The sequence below is a fragment of the Escherichia sp. TW09308 genome, assembly GCF_000208565.1.
GTDB classification, from domain to species: Bacteria; Pseudomonadota; Gammaproteobacteria; order Enterobacterales; family Enterobacteriaceae; genus Escherichia; species Escherichia marmotae.
The window spans coordinates 4349879-4371798 of record NZ_AEME01000001.1 but is presented as its reverse complement, the minus strand read 5'-3'; the positions used below and the strand labels follow the sequence as shown (position 1 = coordinate 4371798).

General features: G+C 50.2%; 23 protein-coding genes and 2 pseudogenes. 19 read left to right on the top strand and 6 right to left on the bottom strand.

Annotated elements, in window-relative coordinates; all coding sequences use genetic code 11:
• The 7 genes and pseudogenes from mrdB to lipA all read left to right on the top strand — a co-directional run bounded on the left by mrdB (nucleotide 1) and on the right by lipA (nucleotide 6043).
• Nucleotides 1–1113: a peptidoglycan glycosyltransferase MrdB gene (mrdB, locus tag ESM_RS0121155; protein ID WP_000131717.1), complete on the top strand. Its 1113-nt coding sequence runs from the start codon at nucleotides 1–3 to the stop codon at nucleotides 1111–1113.
• Nucleotides 1114–1123: 10 nt separating this feature from the next.
• Nucleotides 1124–2200, top strand: a complete 1077-nt coding sequence (gene rlpA, locus ESM_RS0121150) for an endolytic peptidoglycan transglycosylase RlpA (RefSeq protein WP_001231396.1) — start codon at nucleotides 1124–1126, stop codon at nucleotides 2198–2200.
• A gap of 138 nt (nucleotides 2201–2338) precedes the next feature.
• Nucleotides 2339–3550: a D-alanyl-D-alanine carboxypeptidase DacA gene (gene dacA / locus ESM_RS0121145; RefSeq protein WP_010380725.1), complete on the top strand. Its 1212-nt coding sequence runs from the start codon at nucleotides 2339–2341 to the stop codon at nucleotides 3548–3550.
• 108 nt (nucleotides 3551–3658) lie between these two features.
• Nucleotides 3659–3922, top strand: a complete 264-nt coding sequence (gene ybeD, locus ESM_RS0121140) for a DUF493 family protein YbeD (RefSeq protein WP_000850550.1) — start codon at nucleotides 3659–3661, stop codon at nucleotides 3920–3922.
• A gap of 99 nt (nucleotides 3923–4021) precedes the next feature.
• Nucleotides 4022–4663, top strand: a complete 642-nt coding sequence (gene lipB, locus ESM_RS0121135) for a lipoyl(octanoyl) transferase LipB (RefSeq protein ID WP_000284037.1) — start codon at nucleotides 4022–4024, stop codon at nucleotides 4661–4663.
• 42 nt (nucleotides 4664–4705) lie between these two features.
• Nucleotides 4706–4868: pseudogene (locus tag ESM_RS1000000129235) on the top strand (YbeF family transcriptional regulator); the annotation flags it as partial.
• Nucleotides 4869–5077: 209 nt separating this feature from the next.
• Nucleotides 5078–6043, top strand: a complete 966-nt coding sequence (gene lipA, locus ESM_RS0121130; protein ID WP_000042625.1) for a lipoyl synthase — start codon at nucleotides 5078–5080, stop codon at nucleotides 6041–6043.
• A 99-nt stretch (nucleotides 6044–6142) separates the two neighbouring features.
• Here the strand turns inward: lipA and tatE are convergent, their stop codons facing one another.
• Together tatE and ESM_RS0121120 are read right to left on the bottom strand one after the other, a co-directional pair.
• Nucleotides 6143–6346 carry a twin-arginine translocase subunit TatE gene (gene tatE, locus ESM_RS0121125; RefSeq protein ID WP_000503933.1) on the bottom strand — a complete coding sequence of 68 codons (204 nt, stop codon included), beginning with the start codon at nucleotides 6344–6346 and terminating at the stop codon, nucleotides 6143–6145.
• Nucleotides 6347–6474: 128 nt separating this feature from the next.
• Nucleotides 6475–7263, bottom strand: a complete 789-nt coding sequence (locus ESM_RS0121120; RefSeq protein ID WP_000959110.1) for a deaminated glutathione amidase — start codon at nucleotides 7261–7263, stop codon at nucleotides 6475–6477.
• Between the two features lie 92 nt (nucleotides 7264–7355).
• On the opposite strand from ESM_RS0121120, the gene crcB reads away from it, so the two are divergent.
• Entirely contained in the window at nucleotides 7356–7739 is a 384-nt protein-coding gene (gene crcB / locus ESM_RS0121115) for a fluoride efflux transporter CrcB (protein ID WP_000939742.1), read from the top strand.
• A gap of 52 nt (nucleotides 7740–7791) precedes the next feature.
• Here the strand turns inward: crcB and cspE are convergent, their stop codons facing one another.
• Both cspE and pagP read right to left on the bottom strand, forming a co-directional pair.
• Nucleotides 7792–8001 carry a transcription antiterminator/RNA stability regulator CspE gene (gene cspE / locus ESM_RS0121110; RefSeq protein ID WP_000034825.1) on the bottom strand — a complete coding sequence of 70 codons (210 nt, stop codon included), beginning with the start codon at nucleotides 7999–8001 and terminating at the stop codon, nucleotides 7792–7794.
• 174 nt (nucleotides 8002–8175) lie between these two features.
• Nucleotides 8176–8606 (bottom strand): annotated as a pseudogene (pagP, locus tag ESM_RS1000000128170) (lipid IV(A) palmitoyltransferase PagP).
• A gap of 573 nt (nucleotides 8607–9179) precedes the next feature.
• Between pagP and dcuC the strand changes: the two are divergent.
• Nucleotides 9180–10565: an anaerobic C4-dicarboxylate transporter DcuC gene (gene dcuC, locus ESM_RS0121100; protein WP_000958609.1), complete on the top strand. Its 1386-nt coding sequence runs from the start codon at nucleotides 9180–9182 to the stop codon at nucleotides 10563–10565.
• Between the two features lie 37 nt (nucleotides 10566–10602).
• On the opposite strand, the gene dpiA is transcribed toward dcuC, so the two are convergent.
• Together dpiA and dpiB are read right to left on the bottom strand one after the other, a co-directional pair.
• On the bottom strand, nucleotides 10603–11283 hold the full coding sequence (gene dpiA, locus ESM_RS0121095) for a two-component response regulator DpiA (protein ID WP_000126491.1): 681 nt from the start codon (nucleotides 11281–11283) through the stop codon (nucleotides 10603–10605).
• On the bottom strand, nucleotides 11252–12910 hold the full coding sequence (dpiB, locus tag ESM_RS0121090; RefSeq protein ID WP_000938914.1) for a sensor histidine kinase DpiB: 1659 nt from the start codon (nucleotides 12908–12910) through the stop codon (nucleotides 11252–11254). Before dpiB ends, dpiA begins: the two co-directional genes overlap by 32 nt.
• Nucleotides 12911–13276: 366 nt before the next feature.
• On the opposite strand from dpiB, the gene citC reads away from it, so the two are divergent.
• The 10 genes from citC (at nucleotide 13277) to yldA (ending at nucleotide 21809) form a co-directional block, all read left to right on the top strand.
• Nucleotides 13277–14335, top strand: a complete 1059-nt coding sequence (citC, locus tag ESM_RS0121080; protein ID WP_000467718.1) for a [citrate (pro-3S)-lyase] ligase — start codon at nucleotides 13277–13279, stop codon at nucleotides 14333–14335.
• Nucleotides 14336–14349: 14 nt separating this feature from the next.
• Entirely contained in the window at nucleotides 14350–14646 is a 297-nt protein-coding gene (citD, locus tag ESM_RS0121075) for a citrate lyase acyl carrier protein (RefSeq protein WP_000700699.1), read from the top strand.
• Nucleotides 14643–15551, top strand: a complete 909-nt coding sequence (citE, locus tag ESM_RS0121070; RefSeq protein ID WP_000622357.1) for a citrate (pro-3S)-lyase subunit beta — start codon at nucleotides 14643–14645, stop codon at nucleotides 15549–15551. Before citD ends, citE begins: the two co-directional genes overlap by 4 nt.
• Before the next feature lie 10 nt (nucleotides 15552–15561).
• The gene (citF, locus tag ESM_RS0121065; RefSeq protein WP_000149038.1) at nucleotides 15562–17094 is read left to right on the top strand and encodes a citrate lyase subunit alpha; all 1533 of its coding nucleotides are present in this window, start codon (nucleotides 15562–15564) and stop codon (nucleotides 17092–17094) included.
• Between the two features lie 3 nt (nucleotides 17095–17097).
• A complete protein-coding gene (gene citX, locus ESM_RS0121060; RefSeq protein ID WP_000550392.1) occupies nucleotides 17098–17649 on the top strand; it encodes a citrate lyase holo-[acyl-carrier protein] synthase in 552 nt (183 codons plus the stop codon).
• Nucleotides 17624–18502 (top strand): triphosphoribosyl-dephospho-CoA synthase CitG, encoded by an 879-nt coding sequence (gene citG, locus ESM_RS0121055; RefSeq protein WP_000062439.1) that lies wholly within the window; start codon nucleotides 17624–17626, stop codon nucleotides 18500–18502. Before citX ends, citG begins: the two co-directional genes overlap by 26 nt.
• A 50-nt stretch (nucleotides 18503–18552) precedes the next feature.
• The gene (citT, locus tag ESM_RS0121050) at nucleotides 18553–20016 is read left to right on the top strand and encodes a citrate/succinate antiporter CitT (protein ID WP_000050312.1); all 1464 of its coding nucleotides are present in this window, start codon (nucleotides 18553–18555) and stop codon (nucleotides 20014–20016) included.
• A gap of 113 nt (nucleotides 20017–20129) precedes the next feature.
• Nucleotides 20130–20939, top strand: coding sequence for a ribonuclease I (rna, locus tag ESM_RS0121045; RefSeq protein ID WP_010380708.1), 810 nt, complete (start codon nucleotides 20130–20132; stop codon nucleotides 20937–20939).
• A 227-nt stretch (nucleotides 20940–21166) separates the two neighbouring features.
• A complete protein-coding gene (gene rnk / locus ESM_RS0121035; protein ID WP_000089740.1) occupies nucleotides 21167–21577 on the top strand; it encodes a nucleoside diphosphate kinase regulator in 411 nt (136 codons plus the stop codon).
• Nucleotides 21578–21719: 142 nt separating this feature from the next.
• Nucleotides 21720–21809 carry a small membrane protein YldA gene (gene yldA, locus ESM_RS1000000129715; protein WP_353889723.1) on the top strand — a complete coding sequence of 30 codons (90 nt, stop codon included), beginning with the start codon at nucleotides 21720–21722 and terminating at the stop codon, nucleotides 21807–21809.
• The last annotated feature ends 111 nt before the right edge of the window (nucleotides 21810–21920 follow it).

Here is a 21920-nt window from a genome sequence, read left to right as displayed (position 1 = left end):
ATGACGGATAATCCGAATAAAAAAACATTCTGGGATAAAGTCCATCTTGATCCCACAATGCTGCTGATCTTACTGGCATTGCTGGTCTACAGTGCTCTGGTAATCTGGAGCGCCAGCGGCCAGGATATCGGCATGATGGAGCGTAAAATTGGCCAAATCGCAATGGGTCTGGTCATTATGGTGGTCATGGCGCAAATCCCTCCGCGCGTCTATGAAGGCTGGGCACCCTATCTCTATATCATCTGTATTATTTTACTGGTGGCAGTAGATGCCTTTGGTGCCATATCCAAAGGCGCTCAACGCTGGCTGGATCTCGGTATCGTCCGTTTCCAGCCATCGGAAATCGCCAAAATAGCCGTACCGTTGATGGTAGCTCGTTTTATCAACCGTGACGTTTGTCCGCCATCGTTAAAAAATACCGCCATCGCGCTGGTGCTGATTTTTATGCCAACACTGCTGGTGGCAGCGCAGCCAGACCTGGGGACATCAATCCTCGTTGCGCTTTCCGGGTTGTTTGTGCTTTTCCTCTCTGGCCTTAGCTGGCGCTTGATTGGCGTTGCGGTGGTGCTGGTAGCAGCATTCATTCCAATTCTGTGGTTCTTCCTGATGCATGATTACCAGCGCCAGCGCGTAATGATGCTCCTTGACCCGGAATCAGACCCACTCGGCGCGGGCTATCACATTATTCAGTCTAAAATTGCTATTGGCTCCGGTGGATTACGCGGCAAAGGCTGGCTGCACGGCACTCAGTCACAGCTTGAATTTCTGCCCGAACGCCATACCGACTTTATCTTCGCGGTACTGGCGGAAGAACTGGGGTTAGTAGGCATTTTGATTCTGCTCGCCCTCTACATTCTGTTGATCATGCGCGGACTGTGGATAGCCGCCAGAGCGCAAACCACCTTTGGTCGCGTCATGGCTGGCGGTTTAATGCTGATATTATTCGTTTATGTCTTCGTAAATATTGGTATGGTAAGCGGTATTCTGCCGGTTGTAGGGGTTCCGCTCCCACTGGTCAGTTATGGAGGATCGGCGCTCATAGTGCTGATGGCTGGGTTTGGGATTGTTATGTCAATCCACACCCACAGGAAAATGTTGTCGAAAAGCGTGTAAGAGGTGTGCAATGCGTAAGCAGTGGCTCGGGATCTGCATCGCGGCAGGAATGCTCGCGGCATGTACAAGCGATGATGGTCAGCAACAGACGGTAAGTGTGCCGCAGCCTGCGGTATGTAACGGCCCAATAGTTGAGATTGGCGGGGCAGAACCGCGTTTCGAACCACTGAACGCGACGGCGAATCAGGATTACCAACGCGATGGCAAAAGCTACAAAATCGTGCAGGATCCTTCTCGCTTTAGTCAGGCGGGCCTGGCTGCTATTTATGATGCCGAACCTGGCAGCAATCTGACGGCCTCAGGTGAAGCATTCGATCCGATGCAGCTAACAGCGGCGCACCCGACGTTGCCGATCCCCAGCTATGCGCGAATCACTAACCTGGCTAACGGTCGGATGATTGTGGTGCGCATTAACGATCGTGGTCCTTATGGCAATGATCGCGTAATTTCGCTTTCTCGCGCAGCAGCCGACCGTCTTAACACGTCGAACAACACCAAAGTTCGCATCGATCCCATTATTGTGGCGCAAGATGGTTCGCTGTCTGGTCCCGGTATGGCCTGCACCACCGTCGCCAAGCAAACTTACGCCCTGCCCGCACCACCTGATTTAAGCGGCGGAGCGGGAACAAGTTCAGTATCTGGCCCGCAGGGCGATATTCTTCCCGTCAGCAATTCGACGCTGAAAAGCGAAGATCCAACCGGAGCCCCGGTAACCAGCAGCGGCTTCCTCGGCGCGCCAACCACCCTGGCACCTGGCGTGCTGGAAGGCAGTGAACCGACGCCTGCACCACAGCCCGTGGTCACAGCACCGGCTACAACGTCAGCAATGGTGACACCACAAGCCGCGTCGCCAGCCTCCAGCGGTAACTTTATGGTGCAAGTTGGCGCCGTTAGCGATCAGGCGCGCGCGCAACAGTATCAGCAGCAGTTAGGACAGAAGTTCGGAGTACCCGGGCGTGTGACGCAAAACGGCGCAGTCTGGCGTATTCAACTTGGCCCATTTGCCAGCAAAGCCGAAGCCAGTGCTTTGCAGCAACGTTTACAAACCGAAGCCCAATTACAGTCATTTATTACCACCGCGCAGTAGCGTAAAGCAGGCATCTGAAATGTCAATTTCTGTAAATGACATTAACAAAGTCACGCGGAAAGTCAGATGCCTGGCGGTAGTGCATTTGCTATAGTAGGGCACTTTTTTAATTCCATCACGGATGTCGTAGTTCAGACCATGAATACCATTTTTTCCGCTCGTTTCATGCAGCGCCTGGCGCTCACCACGGCTCTTTGCACAGCCTTTATCTCTGCTGCACATGCCGATGACCTGAATATCAAAACTATGATCCCGGGTGTACCGCAGATCGACGCGGAGTCCTACATCCTGATCGACTATAACTCTGGCAAAGTGCTCGCTGAGCAAAATGCAGATGTCCGCCGCGACCCTGCCAGCCTGACAAAAATGATGACCAGCTACGTTATCGGTCAGGCGATGAAAGCAGGTAAATTTAAAGAAACGGATTTAGTGACCATCGGTAACGACGCCTGGGCTACCGGTAACCCGGTGTTCAAAGGTTCTTCACTGATGTTCCTCAAACCTGGTATGCAGGTGCCGGTTTCACAGCTGATCCGCGGTATCAACCTGCAATCCGGTAACGATGCTTGTGTGGCGATGGCAGACTTTGCCGCCGGTAGCCAGGATGCTTTTGTTGGCCTGATGAACAGCTACGTTAACGCGCTGGGTCTGAAAAATACCCACTTCCAGACTGTACATGGTCTGGACGCTGACGGTCAGTACAGCTCCGCACGTGATATGGCGCTGATCGGACAGGCGTTGATTCGTGATGTGCCAAATGAATACTCTATCTATAAAGAGAAAGAGTTCACCTTTAACGGTATTCGTCAGCTCAACCGTAACGGCCTGCTGTGGGATAACAGCCTGAATGTTGACGGTATCAAAACCGGTCACACTGACAAAGCAGGTTACAATCTTGTCGCTTCCGCGACAGAAGGTCAGATGCGTCTGATCTCCGCAGTCATGGGCGGGCGCACTTTCAAAGGCCGTGAAGCCGAAAGTAAAAAACTGCTGACCTGGGGATTCCGTTTCTTCGAAACCGTTAACCCGCTGAAAGTCGGCAAAGAATTTGCCTCTGAACCGGTATGGTTTGGTAATACTGACCGCGCTTCGTTAGGTGTCGATAAAGATGTTTACCTGACTATTCCGCGTGGCCGCATGAAAGATCTGAAAGCCAGTTACGTGCTGAACAACAGCGAACTGCATGCGCCGCTGCAGAAGAATCAGGTGGTCGGCACAATTAACTTCCAGCTTGACGGCAAAACCATTGAACAGCGTCCGCTGGTAGTGTTACAGGAAATTCCGGAAGGTAACTTCTTCGGTAAAATCATTGATTACATTAAATTAATGTTCCATCACTGGTTTGGCTAAAAATTGAACACTTGAAAGTGTAATTTCCGCCCCCATATACTAAACATCAGTAAAAACTCCCGCCTTCTGGCGGGAGTTGCTATTTAATTACGTTACGCCGGAGCTGACATGAAAACCAAACTTAACGAACTGCTTGAATTCCCTACTCCGTTTACCTACAAAGTAATGGGGCAGGCGTTACCTGAGCTGGTTGATCAGGTGGTTGAAGTGGTACAGCGCCATGCGCCAGGTGACTACACCCCAACGGTAAAACCAAGCAGCAAAGGCAACTACCACTCGGTATCTATCACTATCAACGCCACTCATATCGAGCAGGTTGAAACTCTGTATGAAGAGCTGGGCAAAATCGATATTGTCCGCATGGTACTGTAATTCGTTTCTCCGTTACCCGGCCCTGGTCGGGTAACTCCCCTCCCCCCGCTGTGATATACTTTTTCTCCTCTTTTACTCATTCTCCACGGAGATGCCGTTTTGTATCAGGATAAAATTCTTGTCCGCCAGCTCGGCCTTCAGCCCTATGAGCCTATTTCACAGGCTATGCATGAATTCACCGATACCCGCGATGAAAACACCCTGGATGAGATCTGGTTGGTAGAACATCCCCCTGTATTTACTCAGGGGCAGGCGGGGAAAGCAGAACATATCTTAATGCCGGGCGATATTCCGGTGATCCAAAGCGACCGTGGCGGTCAGGTGACTTATCACGGCCCAGGTCAGCAGGTGATGTACGTTCTGTTCAATCTTAAACGCCGCAAACTGGGCGTGCGTGAGCTGGTGACCTTACTCGAACAAACGGTCGTTAATACCCTGGCTGAACTGGATATTGAAGCGCATCCTCGTGCTGATGCCCCTGGGGTCTATGTCGGGGAAAAGAAAATTTGCTCACTCGGCTTACGTATTCGTCGCGGTTGTTCATTTCACGGTCTGGCATTAAACGTCAATATGGATCTTTCTCCATTTTTACGCATTAACCCTTGTGGCTATGCGGGAATGGAAATGGCTAAAATATCGCAATGGAAACCTGATGCGACAACCGATAATGTAGCACCGCGTTTGCTGGCAAATATTTTAATGCTGCTAAACAACCCTGTCGTAGAATACATCCCTGTTTAATGGCTCTCATAAATGGCCCAACTTACACTGGGTCATTGCTTTCCCGCCCACGTTTATGTCCTCTTTAGCCGTTGCTGGCCTCTGGAGAGATAGCCCTTTCCAACATTAAATGAAGAGCAAATTGATTTTGCTGTTCATTACAAACGATTCATCCGCCCCCCCTACTTCACGGTGAATGATTGATGTTACCGATAACGCATTTTGAAAAAAGTATTGTTACAGCCAGTTCACAGCGTAGAACGATAAAATGGCACAATCCAACAACAATTTTACATTTTCGCGACCGCTTTGGCTGCTTTCAGGTTCGTTTCAATGATATACTGCCAGTCGTTAATTCAAAAATAGTTGATAATTACAACAATCTATTGAATTGAAACGCTTTCCTTCGTAATTCGCAACTGGAACACGCACGCTATGAGTAAACCCATTGTGATGGAACGCGGTGTTAAATACCGCGATGCCGATAAGATGGCCCTTATCCCGGTTAAAAACGTGGCAACAGAGCGCGAAGCCCTGCTGCGCAAGCCGGAATGGATGAAAATCAAGCTTCCAGCGGACTCTACACGTATCCAGGGCATCAAAGCCGCAATGCGCAAAAATGGCCTGCATTCTGTCTGCGAGGAAGCCTCCTGCCCTAACCTGGCGGAATGCTTCAACCACGGTACAGCAACGTTTATGATCCTCGGCGCTATTTGTACCCGCCGTTGCCCTTTCTGTGACGTTGCCCACGGTCGCCCGGTAGCTCCGGATGCCAATGAGCCGGTGAAACTGGCGCAGACCATTGCCGATATGGCACTGCGCTATGTGGTTATCACTTCCGTTGACCGCGATGACCTGCGCGATGGCGGTGCTCAGCATTTTGCAGATTGCATTACTGCCATCCGGGAAAAAAGCCCGGAAATCAAAATTGAAACTCTGGTGCCGGATTTCCGTGGTCGTATGGATCGCGCGCTGGATATTCTGACCGCCACACCGCCAGACGTGTTCAACCATAACCTGGAAAACGTACCACGTATTTACCGTCAGGTACGCCCGGGTGCAGATTACAACTGGTCGCTGAAACTGCTGGAACGCTTTAAAGAAGCGCATCCGGAAATCCCGACCAAATCTGGTCTGATGGTAGGTCTGGGTGAAACCAATGAAGAAATTATTGAAGTAATGCGCGATCTGCGTCGTCATGGCGTGACCATGTTAACGCTGGGGCAATATTTGCAGCCAAGCCGCCATCACCTGCCGGTTCAACGTTACGTTAGCCCGGATGAGTTCGACGAAATGAAAGCCGAAGCGCTGGCGATGGGCTTTACCCATGCTGCATGCGGTCCGTTTGTCCGCTCTTCTTACCACGCCGACTTGCAGGCGAAAGGGATGGAAGTTAAGTAATCCTGTAATAATTACTTACATCTGTCTGATAAAAAACCCGCTATCTGAAGCGGGTTTTTTTATCGAACAAGATATTGAGGGAGCGTCCTGCTCGCCACGTCACTCTTTATGAGAGAGCTTTTCAGCCTGAAGATCAACATCTGCGCTTTTCTTCGCCGCAGCATCGTCGTCATTCATCGCTTTCTTGAATCCCTTAATGGCCGCTCCAAGGTCTCCGCCCAGCGTACGTAACTTCTTAGTCCCAAACAGCAGAACGACCAGTGCCGCAACTACCAGCAGTTTGGTAATACTAATCTCACCCATAGATACCTTCTTGACATAAAACAGGCAGCAGAACGCGCCTTAAAAACCAGAGAATATTAACGGTCATTCGACGCGCGCACACAATAGCAATCTGTAACAAGGTGAATCAAGCACCGAGTAAAAAAACATCATAATAATTGCGGCGGCGCAAACCGTCGGTTGTTTAAGACGGGGAGTTGCGCGCGCACCTGACGCACACGTTCGGGCGTCACTTCCGCCATAATGAGTGCAGGCATTTCAGCCGCTGCGGCAATAGTGACACCAAAAGGATCAATGATACGGCTTTGCCCGATGTTTTTGTTACCACACTCCCCCGCCGCCACCATATAACAGGTGGTATCCAGAGCACGAGCGGTGAGTAAGGTTGACCAGTGATGCTCTTTCAGCGGTCCGCGAACCCAGGCAGCGGGAAGTACAAGGATTTCTGCTCCCTGTAAAGCCTGTGCCAACGCCAGCTCCGGGAAACGCAAATCATAGCAAGTCATCAGACCGACTTTCATCCCCTCCACGTCCAGCAGTGGAGCAACCATATCCCCGGCATCCACGTGACGCGATTCCTGAATGGAGAACGCATCATAAAGATGCAGTTTGGCATAACGTGCGATGATTTTTCCCGCCTGGAGGGCCACCAGCATATTCCACGCGCGCCCCGGCGTTGAAGGAACATGAATCGTCAGAATCGTCGTCATCATGTTACGTTTACTTTCTCGCAGTAAACGTCCGAGAAATTCACCTTCCAGCAACTGTGCTGATTTAACAGACAGATCGGGATCATGATCGTCTCGTGCCAGCAGGGCTTCCGGCAGGACAAACAAAGAGACATCGCTTTCCGCCGCCTGCGCCATCAATGAGGCGCAAATTTCAGCGTTCTTTTCCCATACCGATGTAACAGCAAACTGTCCTGCGGCAACCAGCATTACTACCTCCTGTCAGAGTCGTAAAATTCGCCAACGACGATTATTCGGCGTTACACTTATCACTCATACAAATCAAATAGCAGGATTTTGCAGTGTTACAACTCCTTTTAGCAGTTTTTATTGGCGGTGGTACGGGAAGCGTGGCGAGATGGCTGTTAAGTATGCGGTTTAACCCGCTGCATCAGGCTATTCCGTTGGGGACGCTGGCAGCAAACCTGATTGGGGCATTCATCATTGGAATGGGATTTGCCTGGTTTAGCCGGATGACGAACATTGATCCCGTGTGGAAAGTGCTAATCACTACCGGGTTTTGTGGCGGGCTGACGACTTTCTCTACATTTTCAGCAGAAGTGGTGTTTTTGTTGCAAGAAGGACGCTTTGGCTGGGCGTTACTGAACGTCTTCGTTAACCTGTCAGGTTCATTTGCCATGACCGCGCTGGCTTTCTGGCTTTTTTCAGCGTCAACAGCACATTAAAGGCAAAAAAAACCCGCTGATTAAGCGGGTTTTGAATTCTTGCTGACGTATCTTACAGAGCGATTACGTTTGCAGCAGAAGGGCCTTTGGCACCGTTAGTGATTTCGAACTCTACGCGCTGACCTTCAGCAAGAGTTTTAAAACCATTAGTCTGGATTGCAGAGAAGTGTACAAACACGTCTTTGCTGCCGTCTTCCGGAGTAATGAAACCGAATCCTTTGGACTCATTAAACCACTTAACGTTACCTTTAATCTTAGACATCAAAATTACCTTTACATGAAAAATAGACACAAATGCTGTGTCGGTTACCAGTACACCAATTGTGGTACGCTTTGTCCAGTGCAACTTTGCTAAAAAGTGATAAAAGTCGCGTTATTTTTGATGCTCCTTGCCTTACATTATGTTTTTTAAGGCTTTTATAAAACCGCAACTTGTCTAAAACTGAAACCGCATCCAGGCAAAGTAAACATTGCCATTGTTGTAGATACCAGGGATGTAAGTCATCTGAAAGATAGCCAGCGGCTTTCACGGCCCTATCCAGCAACAGGCTCCCATTTATTCCACGAATCCTCAAATGTCATCACGTACAAACCGTGCCAGTTGCCTTTCTCATCCCAACGCGACTAACCGAAACCGCCGCCCCACGTTTTTAGTTATAGAGATCAGCTTTTTCTTTATCGTAAGCGAAACGTGCATGCCTGGTGATGGCAGGAATATACAAATCATATGTTCTGGCTGCCGTCAGGTTGCTGCGACATTCTCTCTAAATGTCGTAATCCATTGTTCTGTACAGGCAGAAATTTCATCACGCTGATTAACTTAATAAAAACAAAGGGAATTACGGTAATACATTCTCTTATATCCATTAGTGACTATAAAATATTTATCAAAAATTCACTTCCAGCATAGCTGGACTAAAATGAACATAACCGTATTAACACCTACATAAAGAATACCATTAATATTTTATAGGCTTACACAAATAAATATCACCAAATTATTCTGGAGACTTAAGCAATATTTCCTTCCAAATGACAACTTAAGCAAAAAAAATCTTCCCCGACATAGACAGCAATAAACAAAAGAAAAAATCTCTTGCTTTTTAATCAGATGCAATGACAAGCTAACAAATAAACATCACTAACACTACCAGCGCGCACACATGAGCGCATATTTTTCAAACAAGTAAAGAAACCATTATCGAATAATTTAACAAAATCACATCATTAAGTTATCAATTAATACACATTATCACACTGGTAATTACCAACTATAAAAATTCATTTTGTTATTCATGTATAAAAAACAACAACATCAATGTATTAATGGTCGCTTTTCTTGATTTTAATCAGCATTCACCACCCATTTGTTCGGCATATTTTTCACTAGTTTTAGGAATTCGTTATTATTTATCTTGGAGTCTGGAAACAGGAAAAATTATGCTGACAGTTATTGAGCTCCTTATTGGAGTTGTAGTTATTGTGGGTGTAGCTCGCTACATCATTAAAGGGTATTCCGCCACCGGGGTGTTATTTGCAGGCGGTCTGTTATTACTGATAATCAGTGCCATTATGGGGCACAAAGTTTTACCATCCAGCCAGACTTCAACGGGCTACAGCGCCACGGATATCGTTGAATACATTAAAATATTACTGATGAGTCGCGGTGGCGACCTCGGCATGATGATCATGATGCTGTGTGGCTTTGCCGCTTACATGACCCATATCGGCGCAAACGATATGGTCGTCAAACTGGCGTCAAAACCATTGCAGTACATTAACTCCCCTTACCTGCTGATGATTGCCGCCTATTTTGTTGCCTGTCTGATGTCACTGGCAGTTTCCTCCGCAACCGGCCTGGGCGTTTTACTGATGGCAACGCTGTTCCCGGTCATGGTGAACGTTGGTATCAGTCGCGGCGCGGCGGCTGCCATTTGTGCCTCACCTGCGGCGATTATTCTCGCGCCGACTTCAGGTGATGTGGTACTGGCGGCGCAGGCTTCCGAAATGCCGTTAATTGACTTCGCCTTCAAAACGACACTGCCAATCTCAATTGCTGCAATTATCGGCATGGCGATTGCCCACTTTTTCTGGCAGCGCTATCTGGACAACAAAGAGCACATTTCCCATGAAATGTTAGATGTCAGCGAAATCACGACCACCGCTCCTGCGTTTTACGCCATTCTGCCGTTCACCCCAATCATTGGCGTGCTGTTTTTTGACGGCAAATGGGGGCCGCAATTGCACATCATCACCATTCTGGTGATATGTATGCTAATTGCCTCCATTCTGGAATTTATTCGCAGCTTTAATACGCAAAAAGTCTTTTCTGGCCTGGAAGTGGCTTATCGTGGCATGGCTGATGCCTTCGCTAACGTGGTAATGCTATTAGTTGCCGCCGGTGTTTTTGCCCAGGGCCTTAGCACCATTGGCTTTATCCAGAGCCTGATCTCAATCGCTACCTCATTCGGTTCAGCGAGCATTATCCTCATGCTGGTGCTGGTTATCCTAACGATGCTGGCGGCGGTGACTACTGGTTCCGGCAATGCGCCGTTCTATGCATTCGTTGAGATGATCCCGAAACTGGCGCACTCTTCCGGAATTAACCCGGCATACCTGACAATTCCGATGCTACAAGCATCAAACCTGGGTCGTACACTTTCGCCAGTCTCTGGCGTGGTGGTTGCGGTTGCCGGAATGGCGAAAATTTCACCTTTTGAAGTGGTGAAACGCACCTCGGTGCCGGTGCTTGTTGGGCTGGTAATTGTCATCGTGGCCACGGAGTTGATGGTCCCCGGTACAACCGCCGCCGTTACTGGTAAGTAATTCTCTGGCCGGAGGCGTGCTTCCTCCGGCACTCTCTTCACCCACTGTGGTAAATACGCTGCGGTCTGCCGACTTTGCCGTGAACAATCTCGGCAATAACCAGATGGCGGCTGGCACAATATTCGAGATAACGTCTGGCGGTAGTGCGGCTGATGGTCAATGCCTGTGCTACCGTCTCCGCCGTATGTTGCACATCCGGCTCTTTGAAAAGTTTCCGCACTGCATTCAGTGTCAACGCATCAATACCGGTCGGAAGATCGTCCTTCGGTTCCCCGCGAGCATAAGCATTAAACATCTCATCAATTTGCTTTTGACTGGCACTATCAATACTTTCCAGCATATGTTTACGCTGGCGAAAGCGGGTCAATGTCTGCCCCAGACGCTCATAAGCAATTGGCTTGATCAGATAATCAAACACACCGCAGCGTACTGCTTCAGACACCGTTTCCATATCGCTGGCAGCAGTAGTAAACACCACATCGCCGGGATAATGCGCCTGCACCAGCTCATGCAGCAAATTAATACCTCTACCGTCAGGGAGATAGTTATCCAGCAAGATAAGCCCCGGCTTAAAACGCTCGATCATCATTCGGGCCTGCGCCAGGTTTCCCGCCAGCAATATCTGACTGAATCCAGGGATGTGACGAATATATTCCGCATGCATCTCTGCCAGCGGCGTCTCGTCCTCAACGATCAATAGAGTTAATGGAGCTGTCATTAGGTTTCACTTTCGGAATATAGATTGAAAATAAAGTACCGCAGGGATCATTATCTTCGAGAGTGATAACTCCCCCGCAGCGCGTTACATAGCTGGCAATAAGATACAACCCAATGCCATGCTCACCGGGTTCATCAGCACGCGTACTGACGCCCTGCTCAAATATTTTGTCGCGCAGAGACTCTGGGACGCCGCAACCCTGATCGGCCACTTCAATCACCACATCATCGCCTTCGTCGCTCAGATATAATTCGACGATCTTATTCCCTTTATCGTTGCGCAGACTGGCTTCGAAGGCATTGTCGAGTAAGTTGCCCACAATCGCCGCAAACTCAGTGCTGTCCAGCCCTGGCGGCAGTTGGGAAAGCTGGCTGCCGGGGACGATTGTCATTTTTAGCCCCAGTTCACGAGCGCGCTGCACTTTACCAAACAGCAACCCCGCCACCTGGCGATCGACAAATGCCTCGCGCAGGCTGTCAATAAGCTGTTGCTGGGCCTGAGACTCTCCCTGAACCATCGCCAGCACGCGATCATACTCTTTCATTTGCAACAGACCATTGAGCGTAGACATCCAATTGAGATGTTCATGACGCAATGTGCGCAGGCTTTCGACGTATTGTTTAATTTGCGTCAGTTGCGCATTAAGGGTGGAAATTTCGTCTTTACTACGAAAGCTGATTATTGCCCCCAGCAAATCATCACCAGAACGAATAGCTTCCCGATTAGCAATGACGCTCAGGCCGTTAAAATTTGTCACCACATCCTGGCGTTTTTCATCAATCTGCTCGATGAAGAAATCGGCGGGCCTGACCACTTCAGCAATGGGTCTGCCCAGCCACTGCCGTCCGGGGGAACTCAGCCCCAGCATCTTTCTTGCGTTACGGTTGATGGCGGTAATGTAACCGTGTGGATCCACCGCAATCAGCCCTTCATAAACAGAACTAAATAGCGCCTCTTGCTGACGAACCACGCGCGCAATTTGCTTCGGTTCCATCCCCATCATCTGGCGGCGAATATGCGCGGCTAAGAACCACGACAACAGCATCAGAATGCCCAACAGCACGACAAACACGCCTGCCATCGGTAATAAAAATTCGGCGCGCCAGCTATCGATTTTACTGACCAGATAACCCACCGACACCACGCCGATGACGTTGTCATCATCATCAAAGATCGGTGTTTTGGCGCGCATCGCCATACCTATCGACCCTTTACCCGTAATGAAGTAACTCTCTCCTTTCTCCAGTGCGCCGGGTTTGGTGAATTGCATAGGATGACCAATTTTCTCCGGATTAGGATGGTAAAGGCGGATCGAGTCGCGGTCGCCAATCACCACATAATCGAAATCAGTATCTCTTTGTAATTTGTTGGCAATGGTCGCCAGTCGTTTGTAGTCACGCGTTTTAACCGCCGTGATGATGCTGTCATTGGAGGCAATAATTTTTGCCTGATTCATTGCCATGTCACGCACATGGAGCGTTAAATAGTCCTCGAAACTGGCCGTAAAATATTGCGCCAGTGCTGCGATGACAAATATTGAGAACACCAGAATCAGCAGGAAGATACGCAGCGGAAATGCCAGTCGTTGGAAAAAAGCAAACTGTTTATTCTCATTAAACTGCAACATTGTTTTCCTTGCGGGGTAAACCCTGTTTTTGGTGAATGTAATTAAAATGTTGAATCTTGACGGATAAAAATAAAATATAATCGTGGCAAAATTCATTCATTAAATCAATTAAACAACTTAAAACCACGCGCCAATTCGCAATTACATTAATTAAAAAACTTAAAACCATTAAATAAATAAAAAACCACTAACTCTATGTGAAATAAATCAAAATTTCTCACTGCAATACTCCTTAGGATGTATAGCAAAAGGAGAAACAGATATACCTCACTCGCAGCCCTTTCTCCCAACTGAAATAAATGATTACCAACTTGCAACATTCATTGCAAATTGATAACAACACATACCTTCAGGATACGACTTATTATGTTCGGCAATGATATTTTCACCCGGGTAAAACGTTCAGAAAATAAAAAAATGGCGGAAATCGCGCAATTTCTACATGAAAATGATTTGAGCGTTGACACAACAGTCGAAGTATTTATTACCGTAACCCGCAATGAAAAACTTATCGCTTGCGGTGGAATTGCCGGAAATATTATTAAGTGCGTGGCTATCAGTGAATCTGTTCGCGGTGAAGGACTGGCGCTGACATTAGCCACCGAACTAATAAACCTCGCCTATGAACGGCACTGCACACATCTGTTTATTTATACCAAAACCGAATACGAAGCGCTGTTCCGCCAGTGCGGTTTCTCCACGCTGACCAGCGTACCAGGCGTGATGGTACTGATGGAAAACAGTGCCACGCGGCTGAAACGCTATGCTGAATCGCTGAAAAAATTTCGTCATGAAGGGAAGAAGATTGGCTGCATAGTGATGAACGCCAATCCCTTTACCAACGGCCACCGTTATCTGATTCAACAAGCCGCAGCACAGTGCGACTGGCTGCATCTATTTTTAGTCAAAGAAGATTCTTCGCGCTTTCCCTATGAAGACCGGCTGGATTTGGTGTTGAAAGGCACCGCTGATATTCCGCGCCTGACAGTGCATCGCGGTTCCGAGTACATCATTTCCCGCGCCACGTTCCCTTGCTACTTCATTAAAGAACAGAGCGTCATTAACCATTGTTACACCGAAATTGATCTGAAGATTTTCCGTCAGTACCTCGCTCCTGCGCTTGGCGTAACTCACCGCTTTGTCGGTACTGAACCGTATTGTCGCGTGACCGCCCAGTACAACCAGGATATGCGCTACTGGCTGGAAACACCGACTATCTCAGCACCGCCCATCGAACTGGTTGAAATTGAGCGACTGCGTTACCAGGAGATGCCGATATCCGCTTCACGGGTGCGCCAACTACTGGTGAAAAACGATCTCACGGCTATCGCGCCGCTGGTCCCGGCAGCCACGCTGCATTACTTGCAGAATCTGCTTGAACACTCCCGCCACGACGCGGCAGTTCGTCAAAAGACCCCCGCATAAAAAACAGGTGAAAAATGAAAATAAACCAGCCCGCCGTTGCAGGCACCCTAGAGTCTGGGGATGTGATGATACGCATCGCCCCACTCGATACGCAGGATATCGACCTGCAAATCAACAGCAGCGTTGAGAAACAGTTTGGCGATGCAATTCGTAGCACCATTCTGGACGTTCTTGCCCGCTATAACGTGCGCGGCGTACAGCTAAATGTCGATGACAAAGGCGCACTGGACTGCATTTTACGTGCACGACTGGAAGCTCTGCTGGCGCGCGCCAGCGGTATCCCGGCTCTGCCATGGGAGGATTGCCAATGATTTCCGCTTCGTTGCAACAACGTAAAACCCGCACCCGCCGCAGCATGTTGTTCGTACCTGGCGCTAATGCCGCGATGGTCAGCAACTCTTTCATCTACCCGGCTGATGCCCTGATGTTCGATCTCGAAGACTCCGTGGCACTGCGCGAAAAAGACACCGCTCGCCGCATGGTCTACCACGCGCTGCAACACCCACTGTATCGCGATATCGAAACCATCGTGCGTGTTAACGCGCTGGATTCTGAATGGGGCGTTAACGACCTGGAAGCTGTCGTCCGCGGCGGCGCAGACGTTGTACGTCTGCCGAAAACCGATACCGCTCAGGACGTTCTGGATATCGAGAAAGAAATCCTGCGCATTGAAAAAGCCTGCGGTCGTGAACCGGGTAGTACCGGTCTGCTGGCAGCGATTGAATCTCCGCTGGGCATTACCCGCGCGGTAGAAATCGCTCACGCTTCCGAGCGCTTAATCGGTATCGCGCTGGGCGCAGAGGACTATGTGCGCAACCTGCGTACAGAACGCTCCCCGGAAGGAACTGAGCTGTTGTTTGCTCGCTGCTCCATTTTGCAGGCCGCGCGCTCTGCCGGTATTCAGGCGTTTGACACCGTCTATTCCGACGCCAACAACGAAGCCGGATTCCTGCAAGAAGCTGCCCACATCAAGCAACTGGGCTTTGATGGCAAATCGCTGATCAACCCGCGTCAGATTGATCTGCTGCACAACCTCTACGCACCAACCCAGAAAGAAGTGGATCACGCACGCCGCGTCGTAGAAGCCGCTGAAGCCGCTGCTCGCGAAGGCCTCGGTGTGGTTTCTCTGAACGGCAAGATGGTTGACGGTCCGGTTATCGATCGCGCCCGTCTGGTGCTCTCCCGCGCAGAACTTTCCGGCATCCGCGAAGAATAAGGCAATCAAAATGACGCATAAAATTGAACAATCTCAACGACAAGAACGGGTAGCGGCCTGGAATCGTCACGCTGAATGCGATCTTGCCGCTTTCCAGAACTCACCGAAACAAACTTATCAGGCAGAAAAAGCGCGCGATCGCAAACTGTGCGCCAACCTGGAAGAAGCGATTCGTCGTTCTGGTTTGCAAGATGGCATGACCGTCTCTTTCCACCACGCTTTCCGCGGTGGTGACCTGACCGTCAACATGGTGATGGACGTCATCGCGAAAATGGGCTTTAAAAACCTGACCCTGGCATCCAGTTCCCTGAGTGATTGCCACGCGCCACTGGTAGAACATATTCGTCAGGGCGTGGTAACCCGTATTTATACTTCCGGTCTGCGCGGCCCACTGGCAGAAGAAATCTCCCGTGGTCTGCTGGCTGAACCAGTGCAAATCCACTCCCACGGCGGTCGTGTGCATTTGGTGCAGAGCGGTGAACTGAACATCGATGTGGCCTTCCTCGGTGTCCCATCCTGTGATGAGTTCGGTAATGCCAACGGCTACACTGGCAAAGCCTGCTGCGGCTCCCTCGGCTATGCGATGGTCGATGCCGACAATGCAAAACAGGTCGTGATGCTCACCGAAGAGCTGCTGCCTTATCCGCATAACCCGGCAAGCATTGAACAGGATCAGGTTGATCTGATCGTCAAAGTTGATCGTGTTGGTGATGCCGCGAAAATCGGCGCTGGCGCGACCCGTATGACCACGAACCCGCGCGAACTGCTGATTGCCCGCAGCGCCGCGGACGTGATTGTCAACTCCGGCTACTTCAAAGAAGGTTTCTCCATGCAAACCGGCACCGGCGGCGCATCGCTGGCGGTAACGCGTTTCCTGGAAGACAAAATGCGTAGCCGTGACATTCGCGCCGATTTCGCCCTCGGCGGCATCACCGCCACGATGGTTGATCTGCATGAAAAAGGTCTGATCCGCAAACTGTTGGACGTACAGAGCTTTGACAGCCACGCCGCACAATCACTGGCCCGTAACCCGAATCACATCGAAATCAGCGCCAACCAGTATGCCAACTGGGGTTCTAAAGGTGCATCAGTTGATCGTCTCGATGTAGTGGTACTGAGCGCGCTGGAAATTGACACCCAGTTCAACGTTAACGTGCTGACTGGTTCTGACGGTGTACTGCGCGGTGCTTCCGGCGGTCACTGCGATACCGCAATTGCCTCTGCGCTTTCCATCATCGTCGCGCCACTGGTTCGCGGTCGTATTCCAACTCTGGTGGATAACGTGCTGACCTGCATTACCCCTGGCTCCAGCGTCGATATTTTGGTCACCGACCACGGTATCGCTGTTAACCCGGCACGTCCGGAACTGGCAGAACGTCTGCAGGAAGCGGGAATTAAAGTGGTTTCCATTGAGTGGCTGCGTGAACGTGCGCGTCTGCTGACCGGTGAACCACAGCCGATTGAATTCACCGACCGCGTCGTTGCCGTCGTGCGTTACCGCGATGGCTCGGTGATTGATGTTGTACATCAGGTGAAGGAATAAGCCATGCACCTGCTCCCTGAACTCGCCAGCCACCATGCGGTTTCGATTCCCGAGTTGCTCATCAGCCGGGATGAAAGGCAAGCACGGCAACACGCCTGGCTCAAGCGCCATCCTGTTCCACTGGTCTCCTTTACCGTGGTTGCGCCTGGGCCGATTAAAGACAGCGAGGTCACACGCCGTATTTTTAATCATGGCGTAACTGCCCTGCATGCCTTAGCCGCAAAACAGGGCTGGCAAATTCAGGAGCAGGCTGCACTGGTTTCTGCCAGCGGGCCGGAGGGCATGTTGAGCATTGCCGCCCCGGCTCGCGACCTCAAGCTCGCGACCATTGAGCTTGAACATAGTCATCCTCTCGGGCGTTTGTGGGATATCGATGTGCTGACGCCCGAAGGCGAAATTCTCTCCCGCCGCAATTATTCACTACCGCCTCGCCGCTGCCTGTTGTGCGAACAAAGCGCGGCTGTTTGCGCGCGTGGGAAAACCCATCAACTGACCGATTTACTCAACCGCATGGAGGCGCTGCTGAACGATGTCGATGCCTGCAACGTCAACTAAAACCACAAAGCTTGCTGCGTCATTAATCGATGACTACGCCCTGCTGGGCTGGCGCGCCATGCTGACTGAAGTCAATCTGTCACCAAAACCTGGCCTGGTGGATCGCATTAACTGCGGTGCGCACAAAGATATGGCGCTGGAAGATTTCCACCGTAGCGCACTGGCAATTCAGGGCTGGTTACCGCGTTTCATTGAATTTGGTGCCTGTAGCGCAGAAATGGCACCGGAAGCGGTACTCAACGGATTACGCCCAATTGGTATGGCCTGCGAAGGCGATATGTTCCGCGCCACTGCGGGCGTAAACACCCATAAAGGCAGCATTTTTTCTTTAGGGCTACTGTGTGCGGCGATTGGTCGTTTGCATCAGCTCAACCAGCCGGTAACGCCCAAAACCGTTTGTGCGACGGCGGCAAGTTTCTGCCGCGGTCTGACCGATCGCGAACTACGTACCAATAATCAACAACTGACGGCAGGTCAACGGTTGTATCAACAACTTGGCCTAACCGGCGCGCGCGGCGAAGCCGAAGCGGGTTATCCGCTGGTGATCAACCACGCCCTGCCGCACTACCTCACTCTGCTGGATCAGGGGTTAGATCCTGAACTGGCATTGCTCGATACCTTACTGCTGCTGATGGCGATGAACGGCGATACCAACGTTGCATCACGCGGTGGCGAAGGGGGGCTGCGCTGGCTACAACGCCAGGCGCAAACACTATTGCAAAAAGGGGGCATCCGAACCCCCGCCGATCTCGATTATCTCCGGCAGTTCGACAGGGAGTGTATCGAACGAAATCTCAGCCCAGGCGGCAGCGCCGACCTGCTGATTCTTACCTGGTTTTTAGCACAGATTTAAAAATTTAAACACTTGATAAATTTGGAAATATTAATTTTCGGAGAACCCGTATGTCTTTAGCAAAAGATAAGATATGGAAATTATTGGCCCCACTGGTGGTGATGGGCGTCATGTTTCTTATCCCTGTACCCGACGGTATGCCGCCGCAGGCATGGCATTACTTCGCCGTGTTTGTGGCAATGATTGTCGGTATGATCCTCGAGCCAATTCCGGCAACAGCAATCAGTTTTATTGCAGTAACTATTTGCGTTATTGGCAGTAATTATCTGCTCTTTGACGCCAAAGAATTAGCTAACCCCGCTTTTAATGCCCAAAAACAGGCGCTGAAATGGGGACTGGCTGGTTTTTCCAGTACCACTGTCTGGTTGGTATTTGGCGCATTTATCTTTGCATTAGGGTATGAAGTTTCCGGATTAGGTCGTCGTATCGCCCTTTTCCTGGTGAAATTCATGGGGAAACGCACGCTGACGTTGGGTTATGCGATTGTCATCATCGATATTCTGCTGGCACCATTTACACCGTCTAACACCGCACGTACAGGTGGGACCGTTTTCCCGGTCATAAAAAACCTGCCGCCACTGTTTAAATCATTCCCGAACGATCCGTCTGCACGTCGTATTGGCGGTTATTTAATGTGGATGATGGTCATCAGTACCAGTCTGAGTTCCTCCATGTTTGTCACCGGTGCTGCACCGAACGTGCTGGGTCTGGAGTTTGTCAGCAAAATTGCCGGTATCCAGATTAGCTGGTTGCAGTGGTTCCTCTGCTTCCTGCCAGTTGGCGTTATCTTACTTATCATTGCGCCGTGGCTTTCCTATGTACTGTACAAACCGGAAGTCACTCATAGTGAAGAAGTGGCAACCTGGGCGGGTGACGAACTGAAAACAATGGGTCGCCTGACTCGCAGAGAGTGGACGCTGATTGGTCTTGTTCTGCTTAGTTTGGGTTTATGGGTATTTGGTAGTGAAGTCATTAACGCCACTGCTGTTGGCCTGCTGGCGGTTTCGCTGATGCTGGCGCTGCACGTTGTGCCGTGGAAAGACATTACCCGCTATAACAGCGCATGGAACACGCTGGTTAACCTGGCAACACTGGTTGTCATGGCTAATGGCCTGACCCGTTCTGGCTTTATCGACTGGTTTGCCAACACCATGAGTACGCACCTGGAAGGTTTCTCACCAAACGCGACAGTGATTGTACTGGTTCTGGTATTCTACTTTGCGCACTACCTGTTTGCCAGCCTGTCTGCGCATACCGCAACCATGCTGCCGGTGATTCTGGCCGTTGGTAAAGGTATTCCGGGCGTACCGATGGAACAACTGTGTATCCTGCTGGTTCTGTCTATCGGTATCATGGGCTGCCTGACTCCATATGCAACTGGCCCAGGAGTTATTATTTACGGCTGCGGCTATGTGAAATCGAAAGATTACTGGCGTCTGGGTGCCATCTTCGGGGTCATTTACATCGCCATGTTGCTGTTGGTTGGCTGGCCAATTCTGGCAATGTGGAACTAATACGTTCGCCAAACGCTGAATAAATCATCACGCCCGCCAGGTAAGCCCACCCGGCGGGCTTTTTTATGATTTAATAGATAGTATTCAGTGTATGTATGAGTCCCACACCCATTATGAAAGCATTCTGGCGTAACGCCGCTTTACTGACGGCTTCTCTGCTCCCCTTCTCTTCAGCTAACGCCGTGGCGTTACAGGCAAAACAGTACGGCGATTTTGATCGCTATGTGCTGGCTCTTTCCTGGCAAACCGGATTTTGCCAAAGCCAGCACGATCGCAATCGTAACGAACGCGATGAATGTCGTCTGCAAACCGAAACGACCAACAAAGCTGATTTCTTGACCGTACACGGCCTGTGGCCTGGGTTGCCAAAGTCGGTTGCGGCACGCGGTGTTGATGAACGCCGCTGGATGCGCTTTGGCTGCGCCACCCGCCCAATCCCAAACTTGCCAGAGGCACGCGCCAGCCGAATGTGTTCGTCACCGGAAACGGGGTTGTCGCTGGAAACGGCAGCTAAACTAAGTGAAGTGATGCCCGGCGCGGGTGGACGTTCCTGCCTGGAACGTTACGAATATGCGAAACACGGCGCCTGTTTTGGTTTTGATCCGGACGCTTACTTCGGCACGATGGTGCGTCTGAATCAAGAAATCAAAGAAAGCGACGCTGGAAAATTTCTCGCTGAAAACTATGGTAAAACCGTGAGTCGAAATGACTTTGACGCCGCCTTCGCCAAAAGCTGGGGGAAAGAGAACGTCAAAGCGGTCAAGTTAACGTGTCAGGGTAATCCGGCATATTTGACTGAAATCCAGATTTCACTCAAAGCTGACGCCATCAACGCACCGCTTTCTGCAAACTCATTCTTGCCACAACCACATCCCGGTAACTGTGGCAAAGCCTTTGTGATTGATAAAGCGGGCTATCAATAATCTGACAGGCAAAACGCTGTGGTGCGTTTTTCATGAAACATGGCGATTAAGATTTCTACAATAATGCGCTGCATTGAGGAATTCCCTGAATGTGACGTAAATCACTTCAAAGTGTGAGCAACAGCCAGTATCATCATATGAGTTAAACCCTCGCCGCCTGACGGTGAGGGTTTTCTTTTGGGTATGTTTATCTGCGACACTCGCAGTACCGACGACATGGAGTAAAAATGTCCAGACCAACTATCATCATTAACGACCTGGATGCCGAACGCATCGATATTCTGCTGGAGCAACCCGCCTACGCCGGTTTGCCAGTCGCTGACGCGTTAAACGCAGAGTTGGATCGCGCCCAAATGTGTTCGCCAGAAGATATGCCACACGATGTGGTGACGATGAACAGCCGGGTTAAATTCCGCAATCTTAGCGATGGCGAAGTGCGTGTGCGCACGCTGGTGTATCCGGCCAAAATGACCGACAGCAATACTCAGCTTTCCGTTATGGCTCCGGTTGGTGCCGCACTGCTGGGGCTGCGCGTTGGCGACACCATTCACTGGGAACTTCCGGGCGGCGTTACCACCCACCTTGAAGTGCTGGAACTCGAATACCAGCCAGAAGCCGCTGGCGAATACCTGCTTTAATCCCATCTGCACAAGCGTTAAATCGCTTTGCTCAGAGGATGCGTCCGCATCCTCTTTCCGCTCAAATATCAACCAGATTTATCATTTTGCTCTTCCCCGCTACGTTCTAATCTGAACAGGTTATCAACCTGCGGACTCCATTATGAGTGAAGCTCTTGGTATTACAGCGTTTTATATTTTCATCGCAGCAATAATTGTTGTAGCGGTGCTATACCTTGAGCAACACTGGTAGTGCCAACACGAATACATTTTAAGCATCAATATTTAATAGATATAAAATCAACGTCGCAAATCACAGATCTAAAATCAATAATATGATGTTATGTATGCATGCAACAGCAAG